The sequence below is a fragment of the Cesiribacter sp. SM1 genome, from assembly GCF_020178975.1.
Classification (GTDB): domain Bacteria; phylum Bacteroidota; class Bacteroidia; order Cytophagales; family Cyclobacteriaceae; genus Cesiribacter.
This window is the reverse complement of record NZ_JAHXBU010000044.1, coordinates 19,079-34,316: the sequence shown is the minus strand read 5'-3', so window position 1 is coordinate 34,316 and position 15,238 is coordinate 19,079. Positions and strand designations below refer to the sequence as shown.

Below are 15,238 nucleotides of genomic sequence, written 5' to 3'. Positions count from 1 at the left end.
AAAGATTAAGCTGCTAAAGGTTTTGTGTTATTAAGAGCCTCCATTTGTGCAGGTGTAGGCAAACCCGGGCAGGAGCAACTCAGCAGAGCGAAACAGCCTGGTGCTGCACTCCGCTGCCGCCGATACTTTCTGCCACAGCATTATTAGAGTTTTTCATCTTCCTGCTATCCACCTAAAGCTCAATTCTGCGTATAATCCACTACATAACAGGTGATTACCCATGGAAGCATATACCGACCCAAATATCATCATACAACGTATAACAAGACTCCTACAGGATGAAGACACCCGCAACTGGAGGATTGGTGTTGGCCTGATCAGGACACTAGGAAACCCTTATGAATTAGGTGTTGAGCAGATGCATACGTTCAAGTGCTCCCCAAAGATAACCTTACAGGTCATAGACTATTTATTCAAGCATCTTGGTGTTAAAAGAGACGATGGCTGGACATATCCCGAGATTGACAATACAGAGCTGGTTCTTTACAAAAAGAAGGCTAAGTCTTTAGCAGCGTAACTCCCTGCAATGGGATGCATTATATGAATTTTCTTACTGCCGCTTTTCCCTGGAAAACCATTGATAGAAGCAGTTCTATTCCCGTTCTTCTGTTGTCAATGGTTTTCAATTTCGGCGCATAAAGCGGCCAAAACCTTTAGAACCTCAAAAACAGGTCCTACTAGTTTAACATTTTTTGTTTCATGAAAAGCCAGTCGTCCCCTGCTGTATTGTTCAATACACAGATGTATGGTTTGGCTGTTTTTTTAATAAAATGTGGGCTATATCTAAATATAAAATACTTTAATGCTATTAATAGTGTAGTGGAAACGATTGCTATGAACTTTCTAAGACAGTAATGTTTTGCCTCTGATCAACTTTTTAAGGGTATACCCTTAGCCTAATTTTGTTAGGAATTATAAGGGTGACATGAAAAATACAGATAATAACAAGGCAGAAGACTTGATTCAGAGGTTAAAGCAACTTAATGAGTTTTTGAAAGCTTCAATCAAGCGGATAAACCACGAAGTGGTAGACATGGAGAACGAGCTGAAGCAGGCAAAAACCACTTATTTAAGAAAACCGGTAGTGTGCAAAGAACTCTTGCTTGGCATAAATTTCAGCCTGAACTAATAATTACCTTATTCCATATTGAAGGTGTAAAACCTGTTGTACGAAGCTTAAGAGCCTGCCATAGTGGTAGGCTTTTTTATTGTTTCAAAACTCCTTACAGGCTTTTGCTCCCCCTTGTTTGTTCCCAATCCTCAAAAATTAGCTATCCTTTGCGCTTCAGATACCGGAGCGCACTAATAATAGACACAGCTGCATTGAGTACCCTTTCGGGTACAGACTGCGCAGATGCAAGCTTGCAGCCTCCCGGGTACAGCAGGCTATTCCTGCAGTTTTAATGATATTCTGAAACAAAGCACCAATATTCAAACGCTTAGATCAGGCTTTTCTATGTTTTTCCTGGTGTTAAGGGTCAATTTGAAGGCTGCTCTGTACAAAGGCTAACGCACCACATGTATAAATTGATTTATTATGCTTAAATTATAGAAGCATGTAAAATCTACTTTTTATGATCCCGGAAACCTTTTTAGAAAATCTGCTCAAGGATTACCCCAATGCACCTGGCTTTTATGATGAAGTATTCGACGAGAACAAGTACATAAGGGAACACTACCGGAAAATTACAGATCATCTTGCTAAAATCAGGCTGGAAGATTTCCAAAACATGAATGAATATGCCCGGAGGTCTTCTTTTGAGCAGGGGATCACTTTTAATGTATACTCTGATACTTCACAGGGGGTGGAGCGTATATTTCCCTTTGATCTGCTTCCCCGCATTATTCCGGCTAAGGAGTGGGATACGATAGAAAGGGGGCTTGCTCAGCGTAACCTGGCCTTAAACATGTTTCTGAAGGATATATATAATGAGAAAAAGATCCTGAAAGACAAAGTGGTGCCGAAAGAACTGCTTTTCTCCTCGCAGCACTACAGCAAGTACATGATGGATTTTGTGCCTTACTCACAGGTCTATGTACATATATCGGGCACCGACCTCATCCGCCATTCAGATGGAGAATATTATGTACTGGAAGATAACTTACGCACACCCTCTGGTATTAGCTACGTGCTCTCCAACCGTATTTCTACCAAGCGGATCCTCCCCACCCTTTTCTTTAACAGTAATGTACAGCCGGTGGTTGATTATTCCGAATCGCTGCTGGAGGTGATTAAAAGTGTTGCGCCACAGGGGGTAGATGATCCCGTATGTGTGGTGCTTACGCCTGGTGTATACAACTCAGCTTATTATGAGCATGCCCTGCTGGCACTGCAGATGGGTATGCAGCTGGTAGAGGGGCGCGACCTCTACGTAGACCATAACTTTGTGTACATGAAAACCATTCATGGACCCAAGAAAGTAGATGTGATCTACCGCCGTGTTGACGATGATTATATAGACCCCCTGGCATTCAGGCCTGATTCTACCCTGGGCGTACCAGGCCTTATGACGGCCTACCGGCAGGGAAATGTAAACCTGGTAAATGCACCGGGCACAGGCGTGGCAGATGATAAAGCAGTTTATACCTATGTACCTGATATTATCCGCTATTACCTGAATGAAGAGCCCATTTTAAAGAACGTTCATACCTACCGCTGCGAAAAAGACAATGACCTGAACTATGTGCTGGAACACCTGAACGAGCTGGTTGTAAAGCCGGTGGATGAATCCGGAGGATATGGCATTTTTATCGGTAATAAGGCCAGCCAGCAGGAGTTAAGGGATTTTAAGGAGGTGATTAAAGCCAACCGCCGCAAATATATTGCCCAGCCAACAATGGCGCTGTCGGTACATGCCACCTATATCGAAGAGACTGGTATGTTTGAGCCCCGGCATATAGACCTGCGAACTTTTACCCTAAGCGGCGATCGGTCTACCTACGTTTGCAAAGGCGGGCTTACGCGGGTGGCGCTGCGCAAGGGTAACCTGATTGTGAACTCATCACAGGGTGGCGGATCTAAAGATACCTGGGTATTGCAGGATGAATAAGCCTGTACTATAGCCCCCCAACCACCTTCATTGCCCTAAACTCTTTAAATCAATTCCGGAGGCACTGCTCTGGCAGTTGTTTCCTAAAATATCAGCTATATGTCATCATCCTTTATGCTTTCAAGAACAGCAAACAGTTTGTTTTGGATAGGCAGATACATTGAAAGAATAGAACATCTATCCAGGTATATTAACGTTCAGTACCTGTCTTCTTCAGATGCACCGCGTGCCTTCAACAAGCAGCTCATGCTGGAATCTATGCTGTATATGGCCCATGCCTGGGATAGCTATCATGCCTGTAATTCCGGTATGTACGATAACCATGTGGTCTATTTCCTTACAATTGATGATAAGAACCCTTTTTCGGTAAAGAATTATGTAGGTTTGACCCGTGAGAATGCAAGGGGGATCCGTAATAACATCACCACAGAATTGTGGGAATCTATCAATCGCTTTTACCACACCACTAAAGGATTCAACAGGGATTCTTTAGAAAAGAAAGGTCCCTACGATTTCTGCAAAACTGTAATGGAGTCTACAACCATTATCAAAGGTGTAGCAGACGACACCCTACTGCATAACGAGGCCTGGTCGATGATCAAAACAGGCATTCACCTGGAAAGGGCTATCCAGATTACCCAGATCATCTTATCAAAACTAAATGATATAAAAGCCACGGGGCACTCCCCCATGAGTCAGGCCATTAACAGCTACCACTGGGCAGCCCTGCTGCGTAGTTCCGGTGGTCTCGATGTAAGCCGCAACTTTTATGGTGGTGTACCACCCAGCCGCGAAAGAGCCATTAGCTTCCTGGTGCTCAATGATAAATTCCCAAAATCGGTGCTCTTTAATCTGCAAAAGCTAAAGACAGATTTAAATATCATCAGCAACAACAAACCCATCACACCGGATTGCGTTGAGTTTACTATTGGAAAGCTAACTGCAAAAATGGATTATTGTACCCTGGATGAAATTCTGAATAATGAGGAGGAGTTTGTGCTGACTCTTCAGGAAGATTTAATCCAGATTGGAGTACAGCTGGAAAAACAATATCTTACTTATTAGATGGTTACTTATCAGGTTATTTACGAGGCTGAAAATCATTATGAGCACGAAGTGACGGAAGCCTTATTCAAATTTCTGGTGCTTCCCTGTACAGATGATACTCAGGAAGTGCTGGAAGAGACTGTTGAAAACTCTTTAGATTTACCTGTGTTCCATGCCAGTAATGTTTTTGGATACCAGCTAATCTGTATTCGGGTAGCACAGCCTTTCCAGCATTTTAAATTAAAGGTGAGCTGCACGGTCAGGAAAAAGACCACTGGCATGCTGCACATTACTGAAGAAAGCCTGCCGCTTGAAGAAGAACTGAAGGTGCTGCAATCAGAAGATTTTATCGTAGACCATTTTCTCTACATTCAGCAAACATCCCTTACTGATCTTCCTGTTGCAAGAATCCCCCGGGACCTCCTGTTTCAGAAAGATAAGCCCCTGTTCGATTACATTACTGATCTGAATAGCAGGCTGCACAATATGATGGAATATCAGACCGGTGTTACTACTTTTTCCACACGTGCCTGCGATGTACTGGATAATCCAAGAGGTGTTTGCCAGGATTATACTCACCTGATGCTGGGCATTCTCCGCCAGCAACAGATCCCCTGTCGTTATGTATCGGGCTATTTAAACCAGGGACAGGTATTTTTAGGCTCACTCCAGATGCATGCCTGGTTAGAAGTGTATATCCCAAGCATGGGCTGGGTAGGTGTAGATCCTACTAATAACATGATGTCGGACCAGCACTACATTAAAGTAGCCGATGGTGCCGATTTTGATGACTGCAGCCCCCTGAAGGGCCATATCAGACCAACCGGACCTAATACCACCAGTCACACTGTAGAGGTAGTAGAGCAGTCGCAACAGCAGCAGCAATAAAAGCAGCCGCCAGCTTTTCTCCAATTTTTGCTTTATTCTTTGACAAATCCTTAAATCATCTGGCTCTTAAACTGATACAACAGAAACGCAACATTGAATCAGTAGTAGTTGAGCAACTAAACAGATATTAACAGGCATGGCCTGATAATACTAAAACTATTGTAACCCCGAGCCTTGTTTTACAGTAAGAAGTACAGCTTGGTATAGAGGCTGCTTGATGTGCCTGCAGTTTCAGCTTACCCCAACAAAGAAGTAATCTTATTCTCAGGTGTAGTTGCAAATTGGTAATGTTTATAAAGCGTTATGCTTGCCGAATAAGCATTATCCTTAAAGGAGAAGGAAAGGGAAAGAAGTATGTTTGAATCGTTTGAGCTGTCGGCGCTACTGATTTCTATTATTGCGGGATTATTTCTGGGTGTACCCAGTGGTCCTGCCCTGTTTTTTGTGCTGGACACATGCCTGAAAGAAAGCAAAACTGCTGCCTTGAAGGTATACGGAGGCCTGATGGGTTCCAAGCTGTTGTACATAGCACTGGCACTGCTCGCAAACGATTTTATCTCTACCCACCAGAAGTTAGAATCCGTTTTCTACCTTATTGCTTCTTTCCTGCTGATGTTGTGGGGCATCGTTATCATTATCAAAAGCAGCCAGAATAATGATAAAAAGAGGGAGTTTAACCATGGCTCTTTTTACCGGAACGGGTTTATTGTTGGCCTGAGCAATCCAGTTATCCCTTTTGTTTACCTCACCTTTCTGCAGTTCATTAAAATTTATGCACGGGATGTGAATACCTTCAAATACATCCTGAACATTGCCATTATGGAGGCGGTGAGCTTTCTGGTATTGGCAGGAATGGCCTCTGTATTAATAAGTGGCGGGCGCATCATTCAAAACCACTGGAATAAGCTGGTCAGGCTGATGGGCATCTTCCTGTTCTGCGCCGGTTCCTACCAGGTTTACCAGCTCATAGATTTTAAAACGGGAGGAGGAATTGGCATCAAGAGCAATGAGAATGTACTGGAAAAACAGCTGGAAAAGGTGGAAGAGGAAACAAAAAGCCAGCCCCCAAATTAAGAAATTAAGCTGCAAATATCCTGGCCCAGCTAATTCAGTGATCCATTGTGGCTTGCATAACAGCAGTATGCGGCCCTTATTCAATTACCTCAGCAGCACTAGTTTTGCGGATGATCAACACCAGAAAGCTGTTGATTACACAGATAGCAATCAAACCAATCCACAGGTCCTTTATAAAGAGTGCCTGGTTCCAGACTGCTTCCCCAGATGCTTCCCCGGCTTTAAGATCTCCCTTGCCGGAGCTTACTATTCCATTAGCCGATTCATCGAGAGCTGCCGCACGCATTGCGCCAGATTTTTCAGTTGTTGCAGTATTTTGCTGTGTGATCGGATATGCATCGGCATGGAAGTATGCAACTGACAGCACTAAACCAAGATCCAGCAGAAGCACCAGTACAATAAGTCTTATGTTCATCCGGGGTAAGCTTTGCTCTCTAATATATAGGATATATTTTAAAAGTCCTATTCCAACCAGTATGTAATTATATTTTAATCTGTTGCTCCTCTTAACGGTACAATATAAAATGGAACAATCAGCCTATAGGAAATGAACGGTGTGCTCAAATATTACCGCAGAAAATGAAAGTAAGAGTCTGCCAAACAATCAAATTTCTGCCAGAAATATACAGCAGCCTGTATTGTACTTTATGCTGAACCATAGCAGCGTAAACTCTGGCTGCTGCTTGAACTATTTCGATCAGGCTATATGAAAATTCAATGGTTTTAATAATTTGTTCTACCCTAAGCCTGCAACTAACGGCTAAACACTTTTTACAGGCTTAACAGCAAGGCGCCTGTTGCGGGCAATATAGAAGTAGAGGTAAGAAAAAAGGCCGCAAATCACTGCCATACCAACCGAAAGCAGCACTGCTCCGGCCAGGTACTGAAACAGGTTGTCTTTTACTGCTTCTACTGTAAGCCCATCGCTGAACAGAATATCATTCTTTGGATTTTCCATAAACACCCCACCCAGCAAGTAACTGCCATATATGATGAAAGGAACTGTTGGCGGTATGCTTACGTGCGCTGCCGTAATAAAGAGTGCTTTGTTAAGCTTAAATACATGCGCCAGTGGTATGCCAATGAGCAGCTGAAAACCCCATACAGGAAAAATGCCCATAAACACTCCAAAAGCAATGGAAAGTGCCTTAATATGCAGGGGCTCATTCCTGTCAAAGAAGTTCTTGCTGATGAAATTCCGGATGTTTTCCCGTGTTAGGGATTTGAAGAAGCGCAACGGAATATAGTAAAGCAGCGCAAGTGTTACCAGGTAGGTGTTGAGTACACTAATGCGGGTAAAATCGCGGAGCGGCCTGAAATGTGTAATTCTTTTTTTGCCAGGCTCGTAATGCACCTGTATCGGAATATTCTTTACCGGAATTCCGCGCCAGGCAGCTTTAACAATGGCTTCAATTTCAAACTCAAAAAGGCTGGTCCGGTACTGAATACCCTCCATTTTACGAATTGGGTACAAGCGGAAGCCCGACTGGGTATCATCCATTTTATAGCCGGTTTCAACCCAGAACCAGAAGTTGGAAAACTTATTACCAAAGCTACTTTTGCCTGGCACATGCTCGCCTTCCATGTTTCGGGCGCCAATGAGCAGTACCTCGGGCTGCTTCTCCAGCTCTGCCAGGAAGAGCGGCAGGTCGGAGGGAAAATGCTGGGCATCACTGTCGATGGTAATGGCATAGTCGTAGCCCTGCGCCAGCGCATGGCTGAAGCCATTCCTTAGGGCCATGCCTTTGCCTGAATTCTGCTCGTGCCGGATAATCTGCACCCTGTCTTCAAAATGCTGCAGAATCTCATGGGTGTGATCAGTAGCACCATCGTTCACCACAATAAGGTCTTCGGTATAGCGCAGTACCTCCTCTATAACCTGCTGCAGTGTACCTCCATTATTATAGGTTGGTATAATTACGCAACAGTTGTGCTTTTTAAACAGCTCTTTCATAGGCACAGGAAATAATCAGGCAAAGAGGGCTTTCAGCTTAAAGTTGACGGAGCCATCTCCCAAATAAGAATTAGCTGTTACTTTTAGTTCCGTTTCCCCCTCAACTATTGCAATCTCGAACAGTAGTGCAGGTTCAGCCCTGGGATCTACCACCTTCAGGAATTTCATATGGGCAGCGCTTATAAGCCTGCAGGGCCTTCTTCTGATTTGCCCCAGGATCTCCTTTACCATCTCGAGCAGGCATACCCCGGGCAACACAGGCTGTCCGGGAAAATGACCTGTAAAAATGGGGTTGGAGGCATCCAGCAACACAAGCGCCTTGTAAACGCCAGCCTCCTGCTCTTCTAAAGAATTGAGTGTGTATAGCTTATCTTTCAGCATTAATCACTTTTAACAGGTTTAAATCCAGGCGCATGGCTACATTACTATGCTTCAGAGAGATCTCTTCCGGTATATCGCCATCTTCTTTGTAAAGAAACGAAACTTTTGTTTTAACCGGATTAATAAAGCCCCTGTTTTCAGCATAGAGTACTCTGCCGGTTTCAGCCTCTGCCCTAAGCCTTAGGCCAGGATCGCTTTTAACTTTATAGGTAAGCTCCCCGCCCTCCTGCTTCTGCAGCTTTAATTTGCCCGGATTATCCAGACCAGTCAGCAGAAGCACCCTGAAATCGCGCTCCAGCATCTTTTCCACCCTTTTCTTCCCCAACTGTTCAAAGGTTTTTATCCATTGTATTCCCCCCTCATTCAGCTTAAATTCCATGAGGCTAACGCCAAACTTGGAAAGCAGCACCACGTGGTATTCAGATGGCTGCACCCTTTTTGCAACCAGCAGGCCACTGGCCTGAAAATCTTTGTACCGAAAGGTGGCATTGTATACCAGCCCCCCATCTGCCCCCGCCATATACGACTGCGGATTTTTTATCGCTGCAGCCTCTTTTCTGGCAGTGCTGCAGGCCCCAAGCAGGCAAAGCAGGAGGCAGAAAACCAGCAGGCTACTGCTTTTTCTTCTTTGCAGCAAAAATATCATCAGCAATGCTTTCGTTCAGCCTGGTATTCTTAAAGGTAATGAGCGTATAATCATCTTCCGGCTCGGTAAGTCTAATTTTGGCTACTGTATAATTCGCTTTATCGAAATACACATCTATGCCTTTCAGGAATTTCTTCATCTGTTCTTCTTTTGGCTGCAGCTGTGCCTGGTAATGATTTTTGCTCTCCAGGTATTTAATGCTAAAGCGTTCTTCGTCCAGGATATTTCCCTGCACACTGTTTACGATCAGCTCATTAATTTGCTTAAAGGCCTGGCTTGAGGCAATATCGAAAGAATTTTCCTTACCCTGGTCGTTGATGATCAGCTCTTTGCCATTGAGGATTATAGCGTACTGGTACGGAGTGGTGTACTCCCACTTCAGGAGGTTAGGCTTTTTAAACTGAATTGTGCCTTCAGACTCAATGGTGTTGGCCAGAATGGCCAGGTACTTCTCCTGGGTAAAGGAGGCTTTGATAGATTTAGTGGCAGCTGCCATTTTAGAGAGTCCGGCCCGGAAAGCTGCCACATCTTTCATGGCTGTAAACTCTTCTTTACCTGGCTGAAACGAGCAGATCGCCACCGCCAGCACTAAAAGGAGTATATTTCTGTAAAGCATTTTCTGTTGAGCGTAATTATATATTTACTGGTCTGTAGCGCTATAAAAGCCCCTCCCCTCTTTATTCATGAATAAGCTCTTGCGCCTGTATGTAGCGAAGGTTTAGCCTGCTGGCATGGGCCAGAATGGCATCCACTATTTTAGGGGTATTTTCCCTGTCGTCGTGCAGCAAAAGCACCGCACCCGGACCTATCCTGGGCAACACCCTTTCCACCACTTTCTGGTAGTCTTTTGTCGTAGTATCGAAGGAGCGGATGTTCCAGCCGATTACCTGCATGCCACAGGCTGCAGCAGCTTTTGCAATGGGCGGATTCAGCACCCCGTATGGTGGCCTGAAAAGCCTGCACTCCTCTCCCGTCAGCTCCTGTATCAGCCTGTTGGTCTTTTCGATCTCATCCACTACCATATTTTTTCCGAAGATTGAAAACAGGTTACTATGGGTGTAGGAGTGATTGCCAATGCGGTGCCCTTTCTCCTTTATCTTCCTTACCAAAGCTTTATTTTGCTCCATACGTTCACCAATACAAAAAAAGGTTGCCGTAGCTCCCCACTTGTCAAGCACCTCCAGTACGGCCGGAGTATGTTCGGCAGAGGGGCCATCATCGAAGGTAAGGGCTATGGTATTTCCCCTGCCCCTGGTATAACTCCTGGTAAAGAAGTTGAGGCTCATTACAGACGAACCAGCCACTACCAGGAGAATGTACAGCAAAGTAAGGGCCAGATATACCCAGGGCGACAGGCTAAGAAAGAAATAGTCTGCCACTGCCAGCAAAAGCATGAGCAGCAGGTAGCTGTTGCGTGCCACTACAAAGGCCGTCATGAGGAGAGCAGCATTAGTGAGTGATATTTTCCCTGGCTACGGTTGTAGAGCAGTATGTTGTTGAAAGGGCTCTTTAATTCTCCACTAAGCAGTGTGCCAGAAAAGGCCTGCTGCCGCTGCAGCATAATGGCTGCCAGGTGTAAGCCAAAAGCCGATGCCGTAAAATACTCGCCACACAGGTTCTTAAAGCCCAGGAGCGGTTTATCAGGAAAATAGCTTTCTGCAATTTGGCTGTAAATTTCATCCTCCTGCCGGTTGCCGGTAAAGCCCATCATAAGGGCATCTACCGCCCCAGTATCCATTCCACAGTGCTGCAGAAAAGCTGCTATCTGCTCCTGTACCTCCCGGGCAGTGGCTGCGCCGTAGAACGTATGCATGCCTTCTATGCAGGCCAGTGCATTTGCTGATGGTTCCCTGGTAAGGGCAAAGAAGGTGGCGCCTTCTCCCCAGGCAGGCTGTTGTTCGCTGGTTTGCAGATGGGGATAGCGCCCCACTGCCCCTTCGGCACAACCCAGCTGCTGCAAAATTTGAAATAAGGTAGGCGTAACTTCGTCTACACCACCTAAAAGCACCTGTGGCACACCTTCGCCTATTTGCAGCAGGGCATCTTCCAGGGCTCTTTCAAAAGAAAAGCCTCTTTGAACAAAGGTAAAGTTATGGTGCGGGCAGCCCAGCAGGAGCGCAATCTGTCCGGCAATGGTATTGTGGGTTGACTGTATAAAAGCGGTAGGCGACAGCAAGCCTTCACGGGTCTCTACTATTTCGGCCAGAAACTTCTCGGTATCCTGCAGGCAGCCCAGGGCAGTACCTACAATGATGGCACCAGGCATAGCTTCTGCAGTACCTCCAGCCTCTGTTGCTGCTCCTGCCTGCTCCAGGCTTTTTTTAGCCGCAGCGATGCTCATTTTTATGATGCGTGCCATACGGCGCGAGAGCTTCGGATCGATGTACTGCCTGTACTCAGGTTCCAGCGCAGCCAGATAGGCCTGTTCAGGCACCTGCAATTGCTGCAGGTATTGCTCCTGCTCAAAGGTGGATTGTGGCGAAATGGCCGATGTACCGCTAATGTATGCCCGCATCTTACCGTGTGAATAATAAGGATGTACAATTGCCCCCAAAGCCAAAAGAATTGGAGAGCACAGTATCTACCCGGCTCCCGGCATGCAGCTTCTGCAGCGGCGCCGATGGCAGCACGTCCATAGGCTGCCCCAGGTTCAGGTTTGGGAATTTCAGGTTATGGTTGATGGCCAGCAGCGAAAACACAGCTTCTATGCCGCCGGCAGCACCCAGGGTGTGGCCGGTGTATGATTTGGTAGAGCTGTAATCCGGTAGCTGCTCCCCAAACATAGCCTGCAGGGCCATGCTCTCTGAAAGGTCGTTGTTGGCAGTGCCCGTGCCATGGGCATTTACATAGTCGATCTGTAAGCCTTCTCTGCCACCCACCTCCAGTGCTTTTTTCATGGCCAGGTAGGCACCTTTGCCCTCTGGCGATGAGGCTGTCTGGTGATACGCATCATTGGTATTGCCCCAGCCAATCAGCTCTGCCAGTACTTTTGCCCCGCGTTTTGCTGCCGACTCTTCAGATTCCAGTACCAGGTAGGCAGCCCCTTCGCCCAGGTTAAGGCCCATGCGGTTTACATCAAAAGGCCTGCACCAGGCCGGGTCCAGTATTTTAAGGGAGTTAAATCCATTGAGGGTAAAGACAGCCAGTGCATCGGTACCACCGGCCAGCACCCGTTGTGCCGCCCCAGCTCTGATGAGCCTGCCCGCCTGCATAATAGCATTGGCAGAAGAAGAGCAGGCCGTGCTGATGGTGCTAAGATGGCCCTTAATGCCCAAACGCTCTGCCATAAATTCGGTAGAGATGCCGCAATCATGACCTGCAAAAGCCCTGTGATAATCCAGGGATTCCCCTTTTAGCAGCGCCTCGTAGTGCTGTTCAGAAATATCCATGCCCCCTACCGAGGTGCCATTGATCAGGCCTGCAGTTTTCAACTCCTGCTGGCTTAAACCCGCAGAATCGGCCGCTTCTGCAGCTGCCAGCAAGCCCAGTAAGGCTGTTCTGGAAATTTCACTAGCAGGGCTAACACCTGCCCAGGCAGCCAGCTGGCTGTTGGCAGCTTTTACTTCGCCTGTTACCAGCTCGTGTTTGTGCAGCGTTTTCAGGTGCTCGGGATGGGCAATACCCGTCCGGCCCCCCTTAAGAGCGGCTAGATTTGCCTCTACTCCCCTGCCCAGGGCCGAGATGATACCCCAGCCGGTAACAAACACACGAGCAGCCATGCTTTACTTGCGGTTTTGCTCTATATAGCTGGCCATGCTGCCAACCGACTGGAAAACCCTGCGTCCTTCTTCAGGATTATCGATCCTGATGCCGTAGTTTTTTTCCAGCAGTACGATCAGCTCCAGGGCATCGATAGAATCCAGGCCTACAGCGCCGCCAAACAAGGGCTCGTTGTCGCTGATGTCCTGGGGCTGCAGGTCTTCCAGGTTCAGGTGCTCTATAATATCCTGCTTTAATTTTTCTGTTAACTCACTCATGATCCACAGATCCTATTTATATGAAATCGTAATCGAATTTACGCAACACCGGCTTATTGACCGCTGCTTTTTCCACTAAAAACAGACATGCCTTATAATTTCCTGCTTTGTAGTCTACCCAGCCGGTAATACACTGCTGGTAAGCCTCCTGCTCAAATAAATGCTGCACATAGCGGTACAGGAATCTGCCATCTGGCGCCTGCATCAGGAAACAGGAGTTCTCACCCGTAACCTGGTGCCTGATACAGATTTCGCCGAGCATAATATTGGGCAGCGTGTAAACGAATACCGCCGGACTGGGAAAGTAATTACTGCTGTCGCGGTAGCTTTCCAGGTGCTGCAGGTCTGATGCGATGGATGAACTCCTGTTGCCCAGGATCAGCGCCACATCGGCCCCTTCTGCATTGCTGCTTATTTTATCTTCACTGAGCAGCGCTTCGGTGGCCAGGAATGCCAGCTTGCACAGCTCATCCATTTTATGGAACTTGGAATAGACGGGGTTCAGGAAGCGGTATACCTCTTTTGCAAAAGGGACAAAGGGCTCCTGTCCCTCATTCGCCAGCAGCAGGATACCATTTTTATACAGCCCCTTCTCATTCAGCTCACTATATGCCGTTATGCCTAAGTTCATGCCTTACCATATATAACAGCGGCGTTGCAGCCCCCAAAACCCGATACTGTTTTCAGGGCATACTGCAGCCGATGGGCCTGCTGGTTTTCCTGCAGCACATTCAGGCTTCTGCTCACACCGGAGCTGGCATAGCCAGGTGATTGCAGCAGCAGCCCCCGGTTAAGTTGCCGGATGGTGATGATGGATTCTACCACCCCTGCCGCACCCAAGGTATGCCCAAAGTAACCTTTAAGGCTGTTGAGCGGCAGCTCCTGCAAATCAAGGTCACTGAAAGCTATGGCCTCCATTTCATCATTGAAAAGAGTAGCCGTACCATGGGCATTGATGTAGCCAAGCTCTTTTCCGGCCAGGCCTGCACTCTTTAAAGCATTGCCTACTGCAATTTTAAGTCCTTTGCCAGTACGGGAAGGGCCGGAAATATGGTTGGCGTCATTAGACTGTCCGCCACCTGCAATCAGCGAAAAAGCGTCTTTGTTGGTATTAAGTGCAGGATCATTGCTGATGAGCATGGTACCCACTGCTTCGCCCAGGTTAATTCCTTTGCGATCAGCATCGTAGGGCCTGCAGGGCTCTTCGCTGATGGCTTTAAGGCATTGGAAGCCGGAGAGGATAAACTTATCCAGCAGATCGCCGCCTGCTACCAGGGCATGGTCGCAGAGCCCCATGCTGATGAGCTTACGGGCCACCAGTACAGCAGATACGCCTGAAATACAGGCATTAGAAACTACCACCGGTGCATGGGGCAATTTAAAAAAGCTGTTGATGGCTTGTGCCATGGCTGGCAGCTCTATTCTTTCAGCGCCAACAGCTCCAGTGCCTTCCCTGCCGATCAGGTCAATATTTCCCTTGGTGCTGGAAATTACCAGCACCAGCCTTTGCTTGTTAATACCCGGGACTGTACGCAGCACTGCCGCAATAGAGCGGATAAAACCCTTTTCCAGCCGGGTATAGGCCTTCCAGTTTGCTCTTTCAGCCTCCTCCTCTTCTAAAGGCTCCTGCAGCAGATCTCCTGCATAGGCAGCATAAAGCGCTTCGGGGAAAAGATGGCCTGCTTCAATTTTCTGTACACCACGCTGCCCACGCAGCATAGCCACAAAGTTCTCCTCTGTGCTGGAACCTAAGGGACTGATGATGTTATCGGCAACAGAATAAATATTCAAGGCTTTTGTGCTAGGCGGGCAGGAGCCCTTTTTCTTTTTTCCACTTAACAAAAAACTCGGGAACAGTCAGGTGCAGTTCACGCTCCCTGGTGAGAAACACCTGCTCTGAGCTTCCGGTAGCGTAAACATCGCCACTTTCTTTATTATACAGTTTATACTCAAATACGATTTTAGCGGCAGGCGTATCAATGTACCTGGTTTCGATCGTGAGCGGGCCATTGTATTCAATGGGCTTTTTATAGCTGCAGTTAATGTTTACAATGGGGATAAAAAAGCCCTTTTCATAAACATCCATATAACCCAGGTTGTGCTCACGTCCAAAAGCTTCCCTTCCGTCTTCAAAGTATTTGATGTAGTGCCCGTGCCAGACAATCCCCATACTGTCTACTTCGCTAAAGCGGACTTCAGTTTCTTTAATATTCTTCAGCAT

General features: G+C 46.8%; 18 protein-coding genes. 6 read left to right on the top strand and 12 right to left on the bottom strand.

Annotated features, from left to right (window positions below):
* The first annotated feature begins 220 nt into the window (after positions 1-220).
* The 6 genes from KWJ01_RS08425 (at position 221) to KWJ01_RS08400 (ending at position 6,059) form a co-directional block, all read left to right on the top strand.
* On the top strand, positions 221-517 hold the full coding sequence (locus KWJ01_RS08425) for a hypothetical protein (protein ID WP_224995988.1): 297 nt from the start codon (positions 221-223) through the stop codon (positions 515-517).
* A gap of 408 nt (positions 518-925) precedes the next feature.
* On the top strand, positions 926-1,129 hold the full coding sequence (locus KWJ01_RS08420; protein ID WP_224995987.1) for a hypothetical protein: 204 nt from the start codon (positions 926-928) through the stop codon (positions 1,127-1,129).
* Between the two features lie 445 nt (positions 1,130-1,574).
* Entirely contained in the window at positions 1,575-3,050 is a 1,476-nt protein-coding gene (locus KWJ01_RS08415) for a circularly permuted type 2 ATP-grasp protein (protein WP_224995986.1), read from the top strand.
* A 99-nt stretch (positions 3,051-3,149) separates the two neighbouring features.
* Positions 3,150-4,115 (top strand): alpha-E domain-containing protein, encoded by a 966-nt coding sequence (locus KWJ01_RS08410; RefSeq protein ID WP_224995985.1) that lies wholly within the window; start codon positions 3,150-3,152, stop codon positions 4,113-4,115.
* Positions 4,116-4,985, top strand: coding sequence for a transglutaminase family protein (locus tag KWJ01_RS08405; protein WP_224995984.1), 870 nt, complete (start codon positions 4,116-4,118; stop codon positions 4,983-4,985).
* A gap of 354 nt (positions 4,986-5,339) precedes the next feature.
* On the top strand, positions 5,340-6,059 hold the full coding sequence (locus KWJ01_RS08400; RefSeq protein WP_224995983.1) for a LysE family transporter: 720 nt from the start codon (positions 5,340-5,342) through the stop codon (positions 6,057-6,059).
* Positions 6,060-6,135: 76 nt separating this feature from the next.
* Here the strand turns inward: KWJ01_RS08400 and KWJ01_RS08395 are convergent, their stop codons facing one another.
* The 12 genes from KWJ01_RS08395 to KWJ01_RS08340 all read right to left on the bottom strand — a co-directional run bounded on the left by KWJ01_RS08395 (position 6,136) and on the right by KWJ01_RS08340 (position 15,238).
* Positions 6,136-6,474 (bottom strand): hypothetical protein, encoded by a 339-nt coding sequence (locus tag KWJ01_RS08395; protein ID WP_224995982.1) that lies wholly within the window; start codon positions 6,472-6,474, stop codon positions 6,136-6,138.
* Between the two features lie 345 nt (positions 6,475-6,819).
* Complete coding sequence (locus tag KWJ01_RS08390) at positions 6,820-8,013, bottom strand: DUF2062 domain-containing protein (RefSeq protein WP_224995981.1); 1,194 nt, start codon at positions 8,011-8,013, stop codon at positions 6,820-6,822.
* Between the two features lie 15 nt (positions 8,014-8,028).
* Positions 8,029-8,394 (bottom strand): 3-hydroxyacyl-ACP dehydratase, encoded by a 366-nt coding sequence (locus tag KWJ01_RS08385; RefSeq protein ID WP_224995980.1) that lies wholly within the window; start codon positions 8,392-8,394, stop codon positions 8,029-8,031.
* Entirely contained in the window at positions 8,381-9,040 is a 660-nt protein-coding gene (locus KWJ01_RS08380) for a hypothetical protein (protein WP_224995979.1), read from the bottom strand. The genes KWJ01_RS08385 and KWJ01_RS08380 overlap by 14 nt, the downstream gene beginning before the upstream one ends.
* Entirely contained in the window at positions 9,006-9,656 is a 651-nt protein-coding gene (locus KWJ01_RS08375; protein WP_224995978.1) for an outer membrane lipoprotein carrier protein LolA, read from the bottom strand. The genes KWJ01_RS08380 and KWJ01_RS08375 overlap by 35 nt, the downstream gene beginning before the upstream one ends.
* A 61-nt stretch (positions 9,657-9,717) precedes the next feature.
* Positions 9,718-10,476, bottom strand: coding sequence for a polysaccharide deacetylase family protein (locus KWJ01_RS08370; protein WP_224995977.1), 759 nt, complete (start codon positions 10,474-10,476; stop codon positions 9,718-9,720).
* Positions 10,473-11,555, bottom strand: coding sequence for a beta-ketoacyl synthase chain length factor (locus KWJ01_RS08365; protein ID WP_224995976.1), 1,083 nt, complete (start codon positions 11,553-11,555; stop codon positions 10,473-10,475). Before KWJ01_RS08365 ends, KWJ01_RS08370 begins: the two co-directional genes overlap by 4 nt.
* A 1-nt stretch (position 11,556) precedes the next feature.
* Positions 11,557-12,759 carry a beta-ketoacyl-[acyl-carrier-protein] synthase family protein gene (locus tag KWJ01_RS08360; RefSeq protein WP_224995975.1) on the bottom strand — a complete coding sequence of 401 codons (1,203 nt, stop codon included), beginning with the start codon at positions 12,757-12,759 and terminating at the stop codon, positions 11,557-11,559.
* Between the two features lie 3 nt (positions 12,760-12,762).
* Positions 12,763-13,017 (bottom strand): phosphopantetheine-binding protein, encoded by a 255-nt coding sequence (locus tag KWJ01_RS08355; protein ID WP_224995974.1) that lies wholly within the window; start codon positions 13,015-13,017, stop codon positions 12,763-12,765.
* A gap of 16 nt (positions 13,018-13,033) precedes the next feature.
* Positions 13,034-13,648: a hypothetical protein gene (locus KWJ01_RS08350; RefSeq protein ID WP_224995973.1), complete on the bottom strand. Its 615-nt coding sequence runs from the start codon at positions 13,646-13,648 to the stop codon at positions 13,034-13,036.
* Complete coding sequence (locus KWJ01_RS08345) at positions 13,645-14,808, bottom strand: beta-ketoacyl synthase N-terminal-like domain-containing protein (protein WP_224995972.1); 1,164 nt, start codon at positions 14,806-14,808, stop codon at positions 13,645-13,647. The genes KWJ01_RS08350 and KWJ01_RS08345 overlap by 4 nt, the downstream gene beginning before the upstream one ends.
* Before the next feature lie 10 nt (positions 14,809-14,818).
* Positions 14,819-15,238 carry a thioesterase family protein gene (locus KWJ01_RS08340; protein ID WP_224995971.1) on the bottom strand — a complete coding sequence of 140 codons (420 nt, stop codon included), beginning with the start codon at positions 15,236-15,238 and terminating at the stop codon, positions 14,819-14,821.